Source organism: Actinacidiphila acidipaludis, assembly GCF_019890725.1.
Taxonomy (GTDB): Bacteria; Actinomycetota; Actinomycetes; order Streptomycetales; family Streptomycetaceae; genus Actinacidiphila; species Actinacidiphila acidipaludis.
Genome location: NZ_JAINZZ010000009.1, coordinates 15985 through 32769 on the forward strand (window position 1 = coordinate 15985; position 16785 = coordinate 32769).

Genomic DNA, 16785 nt, shown 5'->3' on the forward strand with positions numbered 1-16785 from the left:
GCGAAGGCCGGGCCGGCACCCGGCACCCGGCACGGATCACACCCCGTGGAGGGAACGCTTCCGCCCCCACAGCACTCAGACGGCGTGTGAACGACACGTCACCGAGACCGCCGTCCCGCCGGGCGCTGCTGGGTGCCGCGGGCGCTGCGGCAGCCGGCTTCGCGCTGACCGGGTGCGGCCCGAGCGGCCCGCGGCCGAGCCCGCCGGCCGCGCCCGCGGCCCCCCAGTCCTACCGCACGGGCGCCGCGCCGCTCGTCCTGCAGATCCTCGCGCACCCCGACGACGACCTGTACTTCATGAACCCGGACACCCTGCACACCCTGCAGTCCGGGGTGCCCGTGGTGTCGGTGTACGTCACCGGGGGCGAGTCGACGGGCGTGAACCACGAGCCGGACGAGAAGCGCAAGCACCGGCACCGGCACGACCGGGGCGCCTACTCCTCCGCGCGGCACCAGGGACTGCGCCAGGCGTACGCCACCATGCTCGGGCTGCCGCACTTCACCCCCTGGCGCCGCGAGGTCGTCACGCTGCTGCCGGGCGAGGGCCCCTTCGCCGAGGTCGACACGCTCTCCAACGGGCGGGTCAAGGCGACCCTGGTGTTCCTCCAGGTCTCCATGCACGAGCCGGACCCCGGCGCGAGCCTGCCGCTGATGTGGGCGAAGCCGGGCGTCACCCTGCCGTACGTGGTCGCCGAGGGCGCCCCCTCCCCCGCCGACCAGGCCGGCCAGTGGACGCACGACACCCTGGTCGCCGCGCTCGCCGGGCTCCTCGACCACTACCGGCCGACGCTCATACGCACCCTCGACCCGGACCCCGACATACAGGTCCACGACCGCACCCACCCCAAGGACAGCGACCAGCCCGGCTACTCCGACCATCGCGACCACACCGCCGCCGCCCTCTTCGCCTGGAAGGCCGTCACGCACTGGGTGTCCCGCGCGACCACCCGCGACGGCGTCGCCCCGGACTTCGGCACCGCCGTCTACCGCGGCTACTACAACCAGCGCTGGCCGTTCAATCTGCCGCCCGCCACCGTCGCCCTCAAGGGCCGGCTGCTCTTCCAGTACGGCGGCGACGAGAACTGGGCCTGCGGCAACCCCGGCGGCTGCGGCGACTACGGTCAGGGCCGCAACCAGCCGATGACCAACCGCAAGGGCTGGGTGCGCTCCACCCACCAGCGCTATCCCGCCACCCCGCCCACCGCCGTCACCGGCACTCCCGGCCGCCGCACGTCCTTCGAGGTCCGCGGCACCCGCGTGGTCCGGCGCGCGGAGACCGCGGCGGGCGTCTGGGGGCCGCCGCAGGACCTGGGCGGCGGGCCGCTGGCACCCGCCCTGTCCGCGGTGCCCCAGCCGGACGGCGGCACGCTGCTGTTCGCCCTGCGGTTCGCCGCCCTGGAGGGCAACGGCGGGCCCAACACCCGGGACGTCGTGCAGTGGCGCGCGGGCCGCTGGACGTCACTGGGCAACCCCGAGCGCGGCGACCGCGCCCGGCGCACAGGGGCGCCGGTCGCCCTGACCACACCCGACGGGCGGGTGCACCTGTTCGTCAGGAACGCCTCCAAGGGACTGAGCACCCGCGTGCTCGACGCGACCGGCTGGGGTCCCTGGCAGGACCTGCGCGGCGGCGAGATCCAGGAGGGCCTGGCCGTGCTCACCGACCGGTCCGGCCGCGCGCACGTGCTGGCCGCCGGCCACGACACGATCCACCACTGGGCGCAGGAGCTGCCGGGCGGCCCGGTCGTCCTCCGGCCGCCGACCGGACTGCCGCGCCCCGGCGACCATCCGGTGGCGGTGCCCACCCCGGACGGGGCCATAGACGTCACCTACCGCCGCCCGGCGAGCACCCGCTTCGTGCACGCCCGTATCGCCGTCTGAGCCGGACCCGTGCCGGGCCCTCGCCCGGCCCGGGTCCGGCGGCGGACCCCGCCCGGACACGCCGAAGGGCCCCGAGTGCCGAAACACTCGGGGCCCTTCGTACGGCTCAAGCCCGCAGCGGGGCCGAGGTCACTTGTTGATCTTGGTGACCTGGCCGGCGCCGACGGTCCGGCCACCCTCACGGATGGCGAACTTCAGGCCCTCCTCCATGGCGATCGGCTGAATCAGCTGAACCGACATGGCGGTGTTGTCGCCCGGCATGACCATCTCGGTGCCCTCGGGGAGGGTCACGACGCCGGTCACGTCCGTGGTACGGAAGTAGAACTGCGGGCGGTAGTTGTTGAAGAACGGCGTGTGGCGGCCGCCCTCGTCCTTGGACAGGATGTACGCCTGCGCCTCGAACTCGGTGTGCGGGGTGACCGAACCCGGCTTGATGATGACCTGGCCGCGCTCGACGTCCTCGCGCTTGATGCCGCGGAGCAGCAGACCGACGTTCTCACCGGCCTGGCCCTCGTCGAGCAGCTTGCGGAACATCTCGATGCCGGTGACCGTGGTGGTGGTCTTCTCCTGCTTGATACCGATGATGTCCACGGTCTCGTTGACCTTGAGGATACCGCGCTCGATACGACCGGTGACGACGGTGCCACGACCGGTGATCGTGAAGACGTCCTCGATCGGCATCAGGAACGGCTTGTCGACGTCACGCTCGGGGGTCGGGATCGCCTCGTCCACGGCGGACATGAGGCTGAGGAGCTTCTCGCCCCACTCCTTGTCGCCCTCGAGGGCCTTGAGCGCGGAGACGCGCACGACCGGCAGGTCGTCGCCCGGGAACTCGTACTCGGAGAGCAGCTCACGGACCTCGAGCTCGACGAGCTCCAGGATCTCCTCGTCGTCCACCATGTCGGCCTTGTTCAGGGCCACCACGATGTAGGGGACGCCGACCTGGCGGGCCAGGAGCACGTGCTCCTTGGTCTGCGGCATCGGGCCGTCGGTCGCGGCGACCACCAGGATCGCGCCGTCCATCTGCGCGGCACCGGTGATCATGTTCTTGATGTAGTCCGCGTGACCGGGGCAGTCGACGTGGGCGTAGTGACGCGACTCGGTCTGGTACTCGACGTGCGCGATGGAGATGGTGATACCGCGCTGGCGCTCCTCAGGAGCCTTGTCGATCTGGTCGAAGGCCGAGGCCTCGTTCAGGTCCGGGTACGCGTCGTGCAGCACCTTGGTGATCGCCGCGGTAAGCGTGGTCTTACCGTGGTCGATGTGACCGATGGTGCCGATGTTGACGTGCGGCTTAGTCCGCTCGAACTTCGCCTTCGCCACTGGGGTCCTCCTGGGAGTGGATCTGTACGCCTTGCTTCATCGGCGCCAGGTGATCTTTGCTGGATTGCCGACTGCCGGGGTATCTCCGGTACTTCCGGTACGAACGCACCGGAAATACCCCGAAGCCTGCTGTCAAGCCTAAAGGGTGGGGCACACCGCCAAAGGCGGTGTTACTCGCCCTTGGCCTTCGCGATGATCTCCTCGGCGACGTTCCGCGGAACCTCGGCGTAGGAGTCGAACTGCATGGAGTAGCTGGCCCGGCCCGAGGTCTTCGACCGCAGGTCACCGACGTAGCCGAACATCTCCGACAGCGGAACCAGGCCCTTGACGACCCGGGCGCCGCTGCGCTCCTCCATGGCCTGGATCTGGCCACGGCGGGAGTTGAGGTCGCCGATGACGTCACCCATGTAGTCCTCGGGCGTGGTGACCTCGACGGCCATCATCGGTTCGAGGAGAACGGGGCTGGCCTTGCGCGCGGCCTCCTTGAAGGCCTGCGAGCCGGCGATCTTGAAGGCGAGCTCGGAGGAGTCGACCTCGTGGAAGGCGCCGTCGTGCAGGATGACCCGCACGCCCACCATCTCGTAGCCGGCCAGGATGCCGAACTTCATGGCCTCCTGCGCACCCGCGTCCACCGACGGGATGTACTCGCGGGGGATGCGGCCACCGGTGACCTTGTTGACGAACTCGTAGGAAGCGTCGCCGCCCTCGATGGGCTCGATGCCGATCTGCACCTTCGCGAACTGACCGGTACCACCGGTCTGCTTCTTGTGGGTGTAGTCGACCCGCTCGACCGCCTTGCGGATGGTCTCGCGGTACGCGACCTGCGGCTTGCCGACGTTGGCCTCGACCTTGAACTCACGCCGCATACGGTCGACCAGCACCTCGAGGTGCAGCTCGCCCATACCGCCGATGATGGTCTGGCCGGTCTCCTCGTCCGAGTGGACCTGGAAGGAGGGGTCCTCCTCCGCGAGACGCTGGATGGCGACACCCAGCTTCTCCTGGTCGCCCTTGGACTTGGGCTCGATCGCGACCTGGATGACCGGCGCCGGGAAGTCCATGGACTCCAGGATCACCGGGTTCTTGTCGTCGCAGAGCGTCTCACCGGTGGTGGTCTGCTTCAGGCCCATGACGGCGACGATGTCGCCGGCGCCCACCGAGTCGATCTCCTCACGCTTGTTCGCGTGCATGCGGTAGATCTTGCCGATGCGCTCCTTCTTGCCCTTCACCGAGTTCAGCACGGCCGAACCCGCCTCGAGGCGACCGGAGTAGATCCGGACGAAGGTGAGCTTGCCCAGGTGCGGGTCGCTCATGATCTTGAAGGCCAGAGCCGACAGCGGCTCCCCGTCCGACGGCTTGCGCGTCACGACCTGCTCCGCGTCGTTCACCGCGTGGCCCTCGATGGCCTCGATGTCGACGGGAGAGGGCAGGTAGCGCACGACCGCGTCGAGCAGGGGCTGGACGCCCTTGTTCTTGAAGGCGGTGCCGCAGAACACGGGGGTGACGGTGGTACCGCCGCCCTTGCCGGAGTTGATGGTGATGCGGCGGATCGCCGCGTACAGCTGCTCCTCGGAGGGCTCGGTGCCCTCGAGGTACAGCTCCATCATCTCGTCGTCGTTCTCGGCGACGGCCTCCAGCAGCTTGCCGCGCCACTCGTCGGCCGCCTCGGTGTGCGTGGCCGGGATGTCGACGACGTCGTACATCTCGCCCTTGGTCGCCTCGGCGGACCACACCAGGGCCTTCATCTGGACGAGGTCGACCACGCCCTTGAAGTCGGCCTCGGCGCCGATCGGCAGCTGCATGACGATCGGGGTCGCGCCCAGGCGGTCCACGATCATGTCGACGCAGCGGTGGAACTCGGCGCCGGTGCGGTCGAGCTTGTTGACGAAGCAGATGCGGGGCACGCCGTAGCGGTCGGCCTGCCGCCAGACCGTCTCGGACTGCGGCTCCACACCGGCGACACCGTCGAACACCGTGACGGCGCCGTCGAGGACGCGGAGCGAACGCTCCACCTCGACGGTGAAGTCGACGTGGCCCGGGGTGTCGATGATGTTGATCGTGTGGTCGACATCATTCAGCGGCCAGTGACAGGTCGTCGCGGCGGACGTGATCGTGATGCCGCGCTCCTGCTCCTGCTCCATCCAGTCCATCGTGGCAGCGCCGTCGTGGACTTCACCGATCTTGTAGGAGACACCGGTGTAGAACAGGATCCGCTCGGTGGTCGTCGTCTTGCCCGCGTCGATGTGGGCCATGATCCCGATGTTGCGGACCCTGGCCAGGTCAAGCGAAGTGGTGGCCATGTGGCTCAGTCTTCTCTCGGTTCTCGATGGGGTTGCTGACTACCAGCGGTAGTGCGCGAAGGCCTTGTTGGACTCGGCCATCTTGTGCGTGTCCTCGCGGCGCTTCACGGAGGCGCCCAGACCGTTGCTGGCGTCGAGGATCTCGTTCATCAGCCGCTCGGTCATGGTCTTCTCGCGACGGGCGCGGGAGTAGCCGACCATCCAGCGCAGCGCCAGCGTGTTCTGGCGGCCCGGACGGACCTCGACCGGCACCTGGTAGGTCGCGCCGCCGACGCGGCGGGACTTGACCTCAAGGGTCGGCTTGATGTTCTCGAGCGCGCGCTTCAGCGTGATGACCGGGTCGACCCCGGCCTTCTCGCGAACGCCCTCGAGAGCGCCGTACACGATGCGCTCGGCGGTGGAGCGCTTCCCGTGCAGGAGGATCTTGTTGACGAGGGACGTCACCAGCGGGGAGCCGTAAACCGGGTCGACGATGACCGGGCGCTTCGGGGCGGGGCCCTTACGAGGCATTCTTACTTCTCCTTCTTGGCGCCGTAGCGGCTGCGGGCCTGCTTACGGTTCTTGACGCCCTGCGTGTCGAGCGAACCGCGGATGATCTTGTAGCGAACACCCGGCAGGTCCTTCACACGGCCACCGCGCACGAGCACGATCGAGTGCTCCTGCAGGTTGTGGCCCTCACCCGGGATGTAAGCGGTGACCTCGATGCCGCTGGTCAGACGCACACGCGCGACCTTACGCAGCGCCGAGTTCGGCTTCTTCGGGGTGGTCGTGTACACACGCGTGCAGACGCCGCGGCGCTGGGGCGAGCCCTTCAGCGCGGGCGTCTTGTTCTTCTCGACCTTGTCCTGCCGGCCCTTTCGGACCAACTGCTGGATCGTAGGCACCGTTTCTCCGGTTTCTGTGTGCCGATCTCGATAAAACTAACCTGGGGACCGACCCACGCGGTCGGGTGTGTCGCGCACCCCGCACGTATTCCGAAAGCCCCGGAAGAGTGCGGAGTGGCGGGTGTCACGGGCCTCGGGGTTCCCATGCGGTCCGATGGCACGCACAAGAACCCGGGCACACCCCAGGCACAAAGTCAGAGAGTACCTAGCCCACCTGCTCCGGTCAAAACAGATGGTGACCGGCTTCCCGGCGCAAATCCCGGCGGCTTGCGCACAGACATCCACCATACGGCCGGGAAGCGGCCGGCGGGTTTCCGGGGAACGCCGCCGTCACGCTCCGTCACCCCGGGTCCTGGGCCACCACGACCAGGAGCACGACGAAGAGGGTGAGGAAGACCAGCATCACGGCCGAGACGAGATACCCCAGCACGAGCCCGGCCACCGCCAGACCGTCCCCCTGCTCGCCGGTCCGCCGTATCTGCCGGCGGGAGATGTGGCCCAGCACCACGGCGGGAACCGCCGGCAGCCCCAGGAAGGTGCCCGCGATACCGCACACCAGGGAGGCGACCGCGTAGGCGTTGGTGCGCGACGACCCCGTCACGGGAGGACGGAACGGCATCGGCCGCGGCACGTCGGAGACCAGCACGTCCAGTTCCCGGTAGGTCCGCGCCCGGTAGAGGCGCTCGATGCGCTCCTCGTACTCGCCCTGCGTCAGCCGGCCCTCGGCGAAGGCGTCCTTCAGGACCTCCGCCACGCGATCGCGATCCGCATCCCCGGCGAGCATGTCTCCATCATGCCTCCGCCGGGCGGTCTTTGACGGCCCGAACGCGGCGGTCAGTCCGAACCGGCGGGGTTGCCCATGCGGCCGCCCTGGTCGCCCGAGGCCTCCGCCTCCCCCGGCAGGAACTGGCCCACGACCCGGACGAACATCTTGCGCTGGTCGGCCGGGACGCCCAGCACCTCGGCCAGCTCCTCCAGGGACGGAGGACGGTCCGCGCTGGCCGGACGTCCGCCGACCGCGGCCGCTCCGGCGGCCGGCAGCGGCAGTTCCTCGGCGGTCAGCCGCCCCGAGCGGATGAGCATGTCCCGCACCGGGACGCCCAGGACGCGCGCCAGCCGCCGGGTGGTCTCCAGATCGGGCATGCTCTGCCGCTGCAGCAGCCGCGTCACCGCCGCGCGGTGCACCCCGGCGTCGTCGGCGATCCGCGACTTGCCGCCGCCGCGCGGACTGTCGATGTCGTAGCCCCGCCGGCGCATCAGCTCTTCGATCCAGGCCGCGAAGGCATCCAGTTCATTAGAGGTCATGCCTGCCTGCCTCTCCATGGGTCCACCATCGTAGCGCGCTTGCGCGCACGGAATTACCAGCTATGAGCGGGACACCTTCCCATGGACGCCATCATTCCGGGAAAACCGGGGGGCCGGGTGGCCACGATGTGAAGATTAGTTGCGCGTCCGCGCGCAATCTGCGACGGTGAGGGCGCTCCCGGGCCACCCGTCCGGGTCCTCTCCCCAGGGAGGTCAGATGTCCCTACCCGTCATGACCCGGCAGACCCAGCAGACGCAGCAGACCGAGCGAACCCGGCAGACCCGGCATACACAGCCCTCCGCGGCTCCGGCGCCCGGGGCGGCGACGGCCGCCCCGCACGGCACGGCCGTCGCCGCCGTCTGGTCCGCGCGGCCGGCCTGCGCCGGACTCGACCCGGGCGTGGTCTTCGCCCGCCGCGCCAAGGACGCCGCCCCCGCCCTGCGCGCCTGCGCACGCTGCACCCTGCACCAGGCCTGCGAGGCCGTGGTGGCCCCGGCCGAGACCTGGTTCGACGGCGTGTGCGCCGGGCGGCTGTGGCGCAACGGCCGCCCGGTCGCGGCCCTCGACGCCCGGTCGCCCGCCCCGGGGCCGCTCCCGGCGCCGTCCGCCCGGGCCGGCTCCACCACCCCTGCCGGGCCCGCGCTCCGGTCCGTCCGGCGGGAGCGCCCGTGACGCACCGGACCACCTCAGACGCCGCCGTCTGGATCGGCACCCTGATCAGCCAGTTCCCCGAGCTGGTGGTCGAGCTCGCGCCCGGTTCCGGTTCGCCCGCCGCCCGCGGCGCGGGCACGGCCGACGGTTCGCACGACCCGCTCGACCGGCTGACCGACGCGCACCGCGAGCGCCTGGCGCGGCGCCGCGAGGACGAGCGCCGCGACGCCCTGCTGCTCCAGCAGCGCCACGGCCTGGCGGTGCCCGGTCACAGCGCCGCGCCGATCCGCCTGCACATCTCCGACACCATCCGCGACGTCACCGACGGCGTCGTGGAACTCGACGAGGCCGTGCACGCCAAGCTGGGTCTGGGGCGGCCGCGCCGCGCCGGCGTCCCCGAGCGGCTGCGGCGCGTCGCCGCGCTGCTCGACGGCGTGGCCGCCGACCCCGTCCTCGCGCGGCACGTCCGCGACGAGACGAGGCGGATGGCCCGCCGGGTCGCCCGCGCCCTCGGCGACACCGAGGCGCTGGTCCGGCTGCCCGGGCGCTGCCCCTGGTGCGACTCCGTCTCCCTGCGCTCCGCGCCGGCCCACGGGACCGTGCTGTGCGTCAACCCGGCCTGCCGCTGCGACGATCCCGCCTGCGGCTGCCACGACGACCCGGCCTACCGGCACCTGTGGTCGCAGGACGCGTGGGACGCGCTGGAGGTCGCGGCCCAGGTACCGGCCCAGGTACCGGCTCAGGTCTCCGCTCAGGTCTCCGCCCAGGGAGCGGCACCGCGGGGAGGGGAGGTCCGGTGATGGCGCGGCCGACGCTGATTCCTGGGACGCTGGCCGCCCACGAGGCGGGCGTCGTCCCGGCGACCATCCGCAAGTGGGTGCAGCTCGGGCATCTGCGGCCCGCCGGACGGTCGGGGCGGACGCTGATGTTCCGCCTGGAGGACGTGTTCGCCGCCGAACGGGCCGCACGCCGCAAACCGACGCCGCCCTGACCCGGCCGCCCGGCCGGGCCCCACCGAGGGACGCCGCCCGAGCACCATGCGTGCGCGTACGCACCCCCTGTCCCTGCCGCCCCTCTCCCGGGCCCCTTGAACGCCCCGCCGCGCCCCACCCGCGGCGGGGCGTTCGTCGTGCGGGGAGAGCCGGTCGGAGAGCCGGAAGGAAAGTCAGCGACCGTATGAGTTGCGCGCGCGCACGATCTCAATCACACTGAATGCAGCGGCGGAGCTGTGCCCGGGACCGGGGACGGCCCGCCGTTCGTCGTTCCCGGGCACAGCCGGGCCGGACCCGCGCTCGTGCCCGGGCCGGGCCGGAACCGCGCCCACGGCACGTCTCCCCATCCGCCGCCGTCCGAGGTGACCCGCCATGACCACACCACCCCCGAGCACCTTCCCCGACGTCGAGGCGATGGTCGTCGACGTCCTGAAGGCCGATTCCGGCCTGTCCGCCGCGACGGTCGCGGTCCACCCGCCGGCCGGGTTCGACGGCACGCAGCCCGTCGTCCTGGTCAACCGCCGCGGCGGCGCCTGGATCAGCGACCTGCACCTGGACCAGCCGCTGATCGAGCTGGAGTCCTACGGTCCGGACAAGACCACCGCCCTGAACCTGGCCAACGCCGGGCGCCACGCGCTCCTCGGCGCCGCGGGCCACGTGTACGGCACCTCGCGCGTCACCGAGGTGCTGGAGCAGGACGGGCCGCACTGGCTGCCCGACTACGTCTACAGCGGGGCCAACCGCTACGTGACCCTGCTCAAGGTCTTCATGACCGGCTCCTGACGCCCCCGCGCGGCGCCTCCGCACCGAGGAGGACGCCGCCCCCAAGACCGGGCCCCGCCGTCGGCGGGGCCCTCGCCGTGTCCGCAGCCAGCCGGCCCGGCACCGCCCCCCGGGGCAGCACCCCGCGCACCACCCACCCGGCACCACCCAGCGCACATCCCCTGACAAGGAGACAACCATGGCAGTCGCAGGCAACAACAGCTCCGAGATCCGCGTCGCCGGCACCGGCCGCATCCTGGTCGCCGCGGTCGGCGCCCTCGCCCCGACCGACACCGGCACCCCCTGGGACGCGGCCTGGACGGACCTCGGCTACACCTCCGCCGACGGCGTCACCTTCAGCAAGAAGGACAAGCTCGACCCCGTCGACACCTGGCAGGCCGTCAGCCCGGTCCGCTTCATCTACTCCGACCGCGAGCTGACCCTGAAGTTCTCGCTGATGCAGTTCAACGGCGACACCTTCCCGCTCTACATGGGCGGCGGCAAGGTGGCGGCCCCGGACGCGACCAAGCCCTCGGTCCAGGGCTACCAGCTGGGCGACGGCCCGCAGTTCGACGAGCGGGCGCTCGGCCTGGAGTTCTCCGACGGGACCGACGTCACCTACCGGTTCGTCATCCCGCGCGGCCAGGTCACGGCGACCGACGACATCAAGCTGGCCCGCAAGGCCGCGGCCCTGCTCGGTGTCACCTTCACCGCGCTGTCCAACGGCCCGTCCGCCCCGCTGGCGAGCTTCGTCATGACCGACCCGGCGTACACGGCGAGCTGATCCGGCACCGGCCGCGGCTCCGCGGCCGGACCCCCGGGGGTGGCGGGCCCTGTGCCCGCCGCCCCCGCCCGCGCGTCCCCCGCTCCACCGCGCACCCGCTCCCCCGCGCACCACGCCAGCGGCGCTCCCGAGCGGAGCGCCCCGCACGCACAGCGCCCCCGCACCACCGCTCGCCGCGCCTGCGCACTTCCCCCGGCGCCGCGTCGTCACGCGCGCGTCACCCCGAAGAGAGGAACTCCCATGGCCGCCTTCAACGTCAACGCCGCCCGCGCCCAGCGTCTCGAAGCACTGGGCCGCACCTGGTCCTTCGACCTCGACGGCGAGACCTTCGAGCTCCCGACCGAGCTGAGCCGGACGACCGCCAAGGCGCTGCGCAGGCTCGACGACAGCGACATCGACGGGCTGCTGCGCCTGCTGCTCGGCGAGCAGCAGTTCGAGCGGTTCAACGCCTGCGACGTCACCATGCAGGACGTCGCCGCGATCCTGGAGGCCTACGGCAAGGAGACCGGGCTCGGCCTGGGGGAAGACTGAGCCTCGACGCGTTCGCCGAGGAACACGCCGAGGCCCTCGAAGCCGACCTGCTCCGCTTCTACGGCGCCGACCTGCTCGACTGGCACCGCGGCCGGATGACCTCGCGCCGGCTGTCGGTCCTGGTCCGGCATCTGCCGCGGGACAGCGCCGTCGGCAGGGAACTGCACGGCGAGGCCGCCGAGTGGTCGGTGGGCGACCATCTGCTCGCCGCGGCCGTGGACCATCTGGCCGCGGCGAACTGGATGTTCGCCTGCGTGAACACCGCCGAGGACGCCGACCAGCCGGACCCGCCGGAACCGGTCCCCCGCCCGGGGGCCGGCGCGGACGGGCCGGACGCCGCGGATTCCGCGGGCGCCCGCCCGGCGCAGCCGTCACCCAACGAGCTGGCCGGGTTCTTCCACTGAGCGGCCGGCGCGGCGGCCGGCGCCCTGCGGGGGCCCGGACGTCCGCTACGCCGGCCCGTCCGGCGGCGGTGTGCCGTCCGGCCCCCGGCCGGGCGGCCGCTGCGGCGGCGCCAGGCGCGGGATGGTGGGCGCGCGCGACCAGCGGCTCTTGGCCGGGAGCGAGGGCCGCGGCGGCTGCGGCGCCCGCTGCTGTCCGGCGCTATCCGGCCGGCCGGTCACCTCGCCGTGCGACCGGGTCGCGGACGGCTCCTCGCCGTGCGCCGGCTCGTCCTCGTCGCGACCGCCGTGTGCCGAGTCGTCGTGGGCGTGCGGACCGGACGGGCGCTGCCCGCCCGTCCCCGGCCGGACGTCCCGGCGGGCCGTGCCGTCGACCTGGCCGGCCCCGGGATCCGGGTCCGGCCGCGTCTCGCGGCCGGGGCCGTGACCCCGGTCCTGCGGCACGTCGTACCCGGGGGCACGGCCACGCTCCTGGGCCGCGTCACGGCCGGCGCCGTACCCGCGGTCGCGGTCGGCCTCCGGTCCGGTGTCGTGCCCGGCGTCCAGACCGCCGTCCCAGCCGTTGACGCCGTTGACGCCGTTGACGACGGCGTCGTCGGCGGACGGGTGCGGCGCCGGATGCGCGTACTGCCGGGCGACCGGGAACGGGATGACGTCCCCGGGGCCGTTCAGCACCCGCAGCGGCCGCCACCGTCCGAGCCATCCGTCCCGGCGGGCGGCCGCCACCCGGGGCGTGAACTCCGCGGCGGCGTCCTGCCATCCGGCGGCATAGGCGTTCAACTCCCGCCGCTCGGCCTCCGTCCGGGCCATCGCGACCACGCCGGCCGGGCCGTGCAGCGCGATGAGCTGCCCCAACCTGGCCATCAGGCGCGGGAGTTCGTCCTCCCAGTCGGCCTGTGCGACCTCGTCGTCGCACGTGTCGTATCGGTCATGGCCGTTCGTCTGGCCATCGGGGACCCCGTCGTCCCACTGCCCGTCCAGGACCTCATGGTCGTGCAGGGCGTCCATGTCGCCCCGGTCCCCGAACGATCCGGGCTCGAAACTCCGCCCGGGTCCCACCCCACTGTCCCCACCCACCAGCATCACCCTCGGCTCCGTACCCCCCGTGCGGCGTGCCCACCCGCTGGCCCGGTGTCACTTCCTTTCCTCTTTGCTGCCGCGCCTGACCTGGAACTTCACACGCTGCACACAAGACGCTCAAGTTTACCCCTCGCCGCCCAGGCACCCCAGACCCGCGGACACCTGTTCGACGCGGGCGACGGCTCAACGGAAAGCGGTGGACACGTGCCCGTGGAACCCGTCTCGCATCCCTCCACCCCGGAACCCGACCCCCCGGTCCTCACCCTGACGCGCGCCGAACTCCACGCCCGCGAAGCCCGCGCCTACGCCGCCGGCTGGCGCGACGCCCTCGCCGCCGCCCGCCCCGCGCCGCAACGGTAACCCGACTGACGGCTGATCAACATCACTTTGTACGCCGCGAGTTGGTCTCACCGCAGGCCCCGCTTCACCGGCCGAGCGCCCGCCGTCCGACCCCGGCCGCCCCGCGGCCGAAGGAGGCACCATGACCACCGCATCACCCGAGCAGGTCCTCACCGACTTCCGGCAGGGCCTCGCGAACACCACCACGGAGGTCCAGCTCTCGCTGGGCAAGGTCGAGCAGTCCATCACCCGCGTCGGCAAGGCCGTGACGGGCGTCGCGCGGTCCGTCGACACCCTGAACCGGGCCGTCACCCGGCTCACCGGATCCACCGCCGCGCTCGGCAGGTCCGTCGCGACCGTCGCGGCGTCGCTGGCCGCGAGCATCGAGAAGCCGCTGGCGAAGATCGGCGCGGCCGTCACCGCGCAGATCAAGAAGATCGTCGCCGGCGTCGGCCGGGCCGTCGCCACCGAGGTCGGCGCGACGCTGACCAAGATCGGCGCCTCCGTCAAGCGGCTCGGCACCGACATCGCCTCGGCCGTCACCAAGCCGCTGGGCACCATCACCACGGCGATCGCCAAGGCCGGCAAGTCGGTCGGCGCGGTGGCCAAGCAGATCGCCACCGACATCGCCGCTGCGATCAAGAAGGTCGGCACGTCCGTCAAGGGCCTGGGCACCGACATCGGCGAGGCCGTCGCCAAGCCCATCAGGACCGTGGCCGGCGCCATCGGCTCGGTGGGCGACGCGATCGGGAAGATCGCCACCGGCATCAAGGACGTCGTCTCCTCGATCGACGGCATCGGGGACGCCATCGGCAACATCGGCGACGGCATCCGCAAGGTGGCCGACGCGGTCCGCGACGTCGGCTCGTCGCTGCGCAACTTCGCCCAGTCCGTCGGCAGCACGGGCAAGAACATCCGGTCGCTGGCCTCCTCGCTGCTCACCCTCGGTAAGGCCCTGGTGCAGCTCGGCCGCGACGTGGTGACGTTCGCCGGCTCGCTGAAACAGGCGGTCGGCTCGCTGCGGGAGTTCGTCACCCAGGCCACGGCCGCCGGGCGCTCGGTGAAGACCCTCGGCACCGACGCGGGCTCCGCGGACGGTCAGCTGAAGAAGCTCAAGACCTCCGCGCACGGTTCGGCCGGCGACCTGAAGACCATCAAGTCCGCCGCCGACCAGGCCGAGAAGTCCATGACGAAGGCCGGCCGCACCGGGACGACCAGCGGCAGGAGCCTGGGCACCTTCGAGTCCGGCGCCAAGAAGGCCGGCAAGGGCATGGACGGCCTCAACAAGTCCATGAAGGGCAACCTTCTCGGCCTGCTGCTGCAGCTGCTCACGCCGCTGATCCAGAAGGTCGTCGACATGGCGCTGCACTCCAGGACGATGCAGCAGGTCATGCAGAAGGCGTTCAGCGTCATCCGGTCGGTGATCAGCGCGGCGATGAAGGTCGTCGGCCCGGTGATGAAGGAGGCCGGGGCGCTGGTCAAGCAGGTCTGGAACGGTATCAAGTCCGCGATCACCACCGTGGTCAAGGCCGTCGCGACCGTCATCTCGACCTACTTCACGATCTACAAGACGGTCATCACCACCGTGCTCAAGGCCGTCAAGGCCGTGGTGAGCAGCGCCTGGAACGGCATCAAGAGCGTGATCTCCCCCGTGGTGAACTGGGTCAAGTCGGCGATCCCGCAGGCCTTCCAGGCCGTCAAGGACAAGCTGTCCAGCATCTGGGGCGGGCTCAAGGGCATCGCCGGGAACGCGTTCAGCGGGATCAGGAGCGCGGTGTCCGGACCCATCAACGGCGTCATCGGGCTGATCAACCGGGCGATCGGCGCGCTCAACAGCGTGCACGTGTCGATCCCCGGCTGGGTGCCCATGGTCGGCGGCAAGTCGTTCGGCGTGCACATCCCGACCATTCCGATGCTGGCCGCGGGCGGCGTCGTGATGCCGCGGACGGGCGGCGTCCCGGCGATCCTGGCCGAGGCCGGCGAGGCCGAGGCGGTGCTGCCGCTGAGCAAGCTGAACCGGCTGCTGGCCGGCAGCGCCGCGAACCGCACCGGGTTCGCCGCCACCGCGGACGCCGGCACCGGCTCGGCGCTGCACATCGAGAACTACTACGCCGCCAGCACCGGTGACGCGCAGAGCACCGCGAACTCCCTGATGTACCTCGCGAAGGCCCGCGGATGAGCGCCGAAGGCGCCTCGCTGGGCGGCGTCGGCGCCGCCGTGGACCTGATGCTGCTGCCGGCGGTGGCGGCCCGCGGGCCGCTGGACGCCCTCGGCGCCGCCCTGACCGGCGCCCGGGAGACCGCCGGCCGGATCCGCTCGTCCGCGGGCGAGGCCGTGGGCATCCTGCGGCAACTCAAGGCCGAGGCCGACGCGGGCGCCCGCAGTGTCGTCGCCGCCGCACGCGGCGCCACGTCGGCCGCGACCGGCCTGACGTCCCTGTCGGCGTCCGCGAAACGGATCAAGACCGGTCTGCGCGCGCTCGACGGGAAGGTCGGCGGCCTGCTCTCGCTGGTCAGCGGCATGGTGCTGGCCGTGCCCCAGGTGGCCAAGCTGATGGACGCCTTCGGCAAGGCCATGACGATCGCGTCCGCGGTGATGACGGCGGTCAACCTGCTGTCGAGGACGACGCCGATCGGCGCGATCACCGGCCTGCTGCTGCCGCTGGCCTCGCAGCTCATCGACCTGGCCGTCAACTCCGAGACCGGCCAGAAACTCATGGAGCAGGTCGCGACGGCCGTGCTGCAGGGCATCCCCGCCCTGCTGAAGATCATGGGGCCGGTCCTGAAGATCGCGGCGACCGTCGTCGGAACGTACTTCACCGTCTATCTGACCGTGGTCGTCGACGTCCTCAAGGTCCTCGCCGCGGTCGTCAAGGGCGGTTTCGAGGTGATGCACGCCCTGCTGACCGGCGACGTCGGCCGGCTGCGCTCCATCGCCTCCGGGGCCCTCCAGGGGCTGCGGGACGCGGTGCGCCCGGTGACCGACTGGTTCACCCGCGGCATCCCGGACGCCTTCACACGGGTGAAGGACGCCGTCTCCCACGCGCTGAGCGCCGCCGGCGGCATCCTCGAGACCGGCGCGCAGAGCGTCGCCGGCGTGGCGAAGGCGCCGCTGCAGGGGCTGATCGCGTTCGTCAACTGGATCATCCGCGGCCTGAACAAGCTCAGCTTCTCCTTCCTGGGCAAGCACTTCGGCGTCCACCTCTCGGAGATCCCGATGCTCGCCGAGGGCGGCATCGTGCTGCCCGGCGCCGCGCAGGACGCGCACCGCGTCCTGCCGCTGACCGCCCTCGACCGGCAGCTCGCCCTCGCCGCCTCGCTGCACCGCACCCGGCCCGCGACCGGCCGGCGCCGGATCCAGCAGTACCGCGAGACCGCCACGCTCGGCGCCCGCGGGACCGCCGAGGAACTGCTGTTCCTCGCCGCCCTGCCCGCCGCGTGACCCGGCCGCGCCGCGCCGCGCTGCCGTCAGGCCGCCCGTCGGCACAGGTCAGCCCACCTCTCAGCCCACCCCCTCAGCCCACCGCTGAGCCCACACAGACGCATCCCCAAGTGAGGT

Annotated in this window: 18 protein-coding genes; 11 read left to right on the plus strand and 7 right to left on the minus strand. The window is 71.9% G+C overall.

Annotated elements, in window-relative coordinates; all coding sequences use genetic code 11:
• The first annotated feature begins 86 nt into the window (after positions 1-86).
• Positions 87-1877, plus strand: a complete 1791-nt coding sequence (locus K7862_RS10485) for a PIG-L family deacetylase (protein WP_222962205.1) — start codon at positions 87-89, stop codon at positions 1875-1877.
• Between the two features lie 129 nt (positions 1878-2006).
• On the opposite strand, the gene tuf is transcribed toward K7862_RS10485, so the two are convergent.
• The 6 genes from tuf to K7862_RS10515 form a co-directional block, all read right to left on the minus strand.
• Entirely contained in the window at positions 2007-3200 is a 1194-nt protein-coding gene (gene tuf, locus K7862_RS10490; protein ID WP_222962206.1) for an elongation factor Tu, read from the minus strand.
• A gap of 170 nt (positions 3201-3370) precedes the next feature.
• Positions 3371-5497, minus strand: coding sequence for an elongation factor G (gene fusA, locus K7862_RS10495; protein ID WP_222962207.1), 2127 nt, complete (start codon positions 5495-5497; stop codon positions 3371-3373).
• 39 nt (positions 5498-5536) lie between these two features.
• Positions 5537-6007 carry a 30S ribosomal protein S7 gene (gene rpsG, locus K7862_RS10500; protein WP_222962208.1) on the minus strand — a complete coding sequence of 157 codons (471 nt, stop codon included), beginning with the start codon at positions 6005-6007 and terminating at the stop codon, positions 5537-5539.
• A gap of 2 nt (positions 6008-6009) precedes the next feature.
• On the minus strand, positions 6010-6381 hold the full coding sequence (gene rpsL / locus K7862_RS10505; RefSeq protein ID WP_014144289.1) for a 30S ribosomal protein S12: 372 nt from the start codon (positions 6379-6381) through the stop codon (positions 6010-6012).
• Positions 6382-6721: 340 nt separating this feature from the next.
• A complete protein-coding gene (locus K7862_RS10510; RefSeq protein ID WP_222962209.1) occupies positions 6722-7165 on the minus strand; it encodes a DUF1707 and DUF4190 domain-containing protein in 444 nt (147 codons plus the stop codon).
• Positions 7166-7215: 50 nt separating this feature from the next.
• Entirely contained in the window at positions 7216-7686 is a 471-nt protein-coding gene (locus K7862_RS10515) for a helix-turn-helix domain-containing protein (RefSeq protein ID WP_222962355.1), read from the minus strand.
• A gap of 217 nt (positions 7687-7903) precedes the next feature.
• On the opposite strand from K7862_RS10515, the gene K7862_RS10520 reads away from it, so the two are divergent.
• The 7 genes from K7862_RS10520 (at position 7904) to K7862_RS10550 (ending at position 11811) form a co-directional block, all read left to right on the plus strand.
• Positions 7904-8359 carry a hypothetical protein gene (locus K7862_RS10520; RefSeq protein ID WP_222962368.1) on the plus strand — a complete coding sequence of 152 codons (456 nt, stop codon included), beginning with the start codon at positions 7904-7906 and terminating at the stop codon, positions 8357-8359.
• Positions 8356-9138 carry a hypothetical protein gene (locus tag K7862_RS10525; RefSeq protein WP_222962210.1) on the plus strand — a complete coding sequence of 261 codons (783 nt, stop codon included), beginning with the start codon at positions 8356-8358 and terminating at the stop codon, positions 9136-9138. Before K7862_RS10520 ends, K7862_RS10525 begins: the two co-directional genes overlap by 4 nt.
• Entirely contained in the window at positions 9138-9329 is a 192-nt protein-coding gene (locus K7862_RS10530; RefSeq protein WP_222962211.1) for a hypothetical protein, read from the plus strand. The genes K7862_RS10525 and K7862_RS10530 overlap by 1 nt, the downstream gene beginning before the upstream one ends.
• A gap of 373 nt (positions 9330-9702) precedes the next feature.
• Positions 9703-10113 carry a hypothetical protein gene (locus tag K7862_RS10535; RefSeq protein ID WP_222962212.1) on the plus strand — a complete coding sequence of 137 codons (411 nt, stop codon included), beginning with the start codon at positions 9703-9705 and terminating at the stop codon, positions 10111-10113.
• A 178-nt stretch (positions 10114-10291) separates the two neighbouring features.
• Positions 10292-10876: a phage tail tube protein gene (locus K7862_RS10540; protein WP_222962213.1), complete on the plus strand. Its 585-nt coding sequence runs from the start codon at positions 10292-10294 to the stop codon at positions 10874-10876.
• A 240-nt stretch (positions 10877-11116) separates the two neighbouring features.
• Complete coding sequence (locus K7862_RS10545) at positions 11117-11407, plus strand: hypothetical protein (RefSeq protein WP_222962214.1); 291 nt, start codon at positions 11117-11119, stop codon at positions 11405-11407.
• A 95-nt stretch (positions 11408-11502) separates the two neighbouring features.
• A complete protein-coding gene (locus K7862_RS10550) occupies positions 11503-11811 on the plus strand; it encodes a hypothetical protein (RefSeq protein ID WP_222962215.1) in 309 nt (102 codons plus the stop codon).
• Positions 11812-11856: 45 nt separating this feature from the next.
• Here the strand turns inward: K7862_RS10550 and K7862_RS10555 are convergent, their stop codons facing one another.
• Entirely contained in the window at positions 11857-12816 is a 960-nt protein-coding gene (locus K7862_RS10555) for a hypothetical protein (protein WP_222962216.1), read from the minus strand.
• A 276-nt stretch (positions 12817-13092) separates the two neighbouring features.
• On the opposite strand from K7862_RS10555, the gene K7862_RS10560 reads away from it, so the two are divergent.
• The 3 genes from K7862_RS10560 (at position 13093) to K7862_RS10570 (ending at position 16668) form a co-directional block, all read left to right on the plus strand.
• A complete protein-coding gene (locus K7862_RS10560) occupies positions 13093-13248 on the plus strand; it encodes a hypothetical protein (protein WP_222962217.1) in 156 nt (51 codons plus the stop codon).
• Positions 13249-14206: 958 nt separating this feature from the next.
• Entirely contained in the window at positions 14207-15406 is a 1200-nt protein-coding gene (locus tag K7862_RS38435; RefSeq protein ID WP_372461553.1) for a phage tail family protein, read from the plus strand.
• On the plus strand, positions 15403-16668 hold the full coding sequence (locus K7862_RS10570; protein ID WP_222962219.1) for a hypothetical protein: 1266 nt from the start codon (positions 15403-15405) through the stop codon (positions 16666-16668). Before K7862_RS38435 ends, K7862_RS10570 begins: the two co-directional genes overlap by 4 nt.
• The last annotated feature ends 117 nt before the right edge of the window (positions 16669-16785 follow it).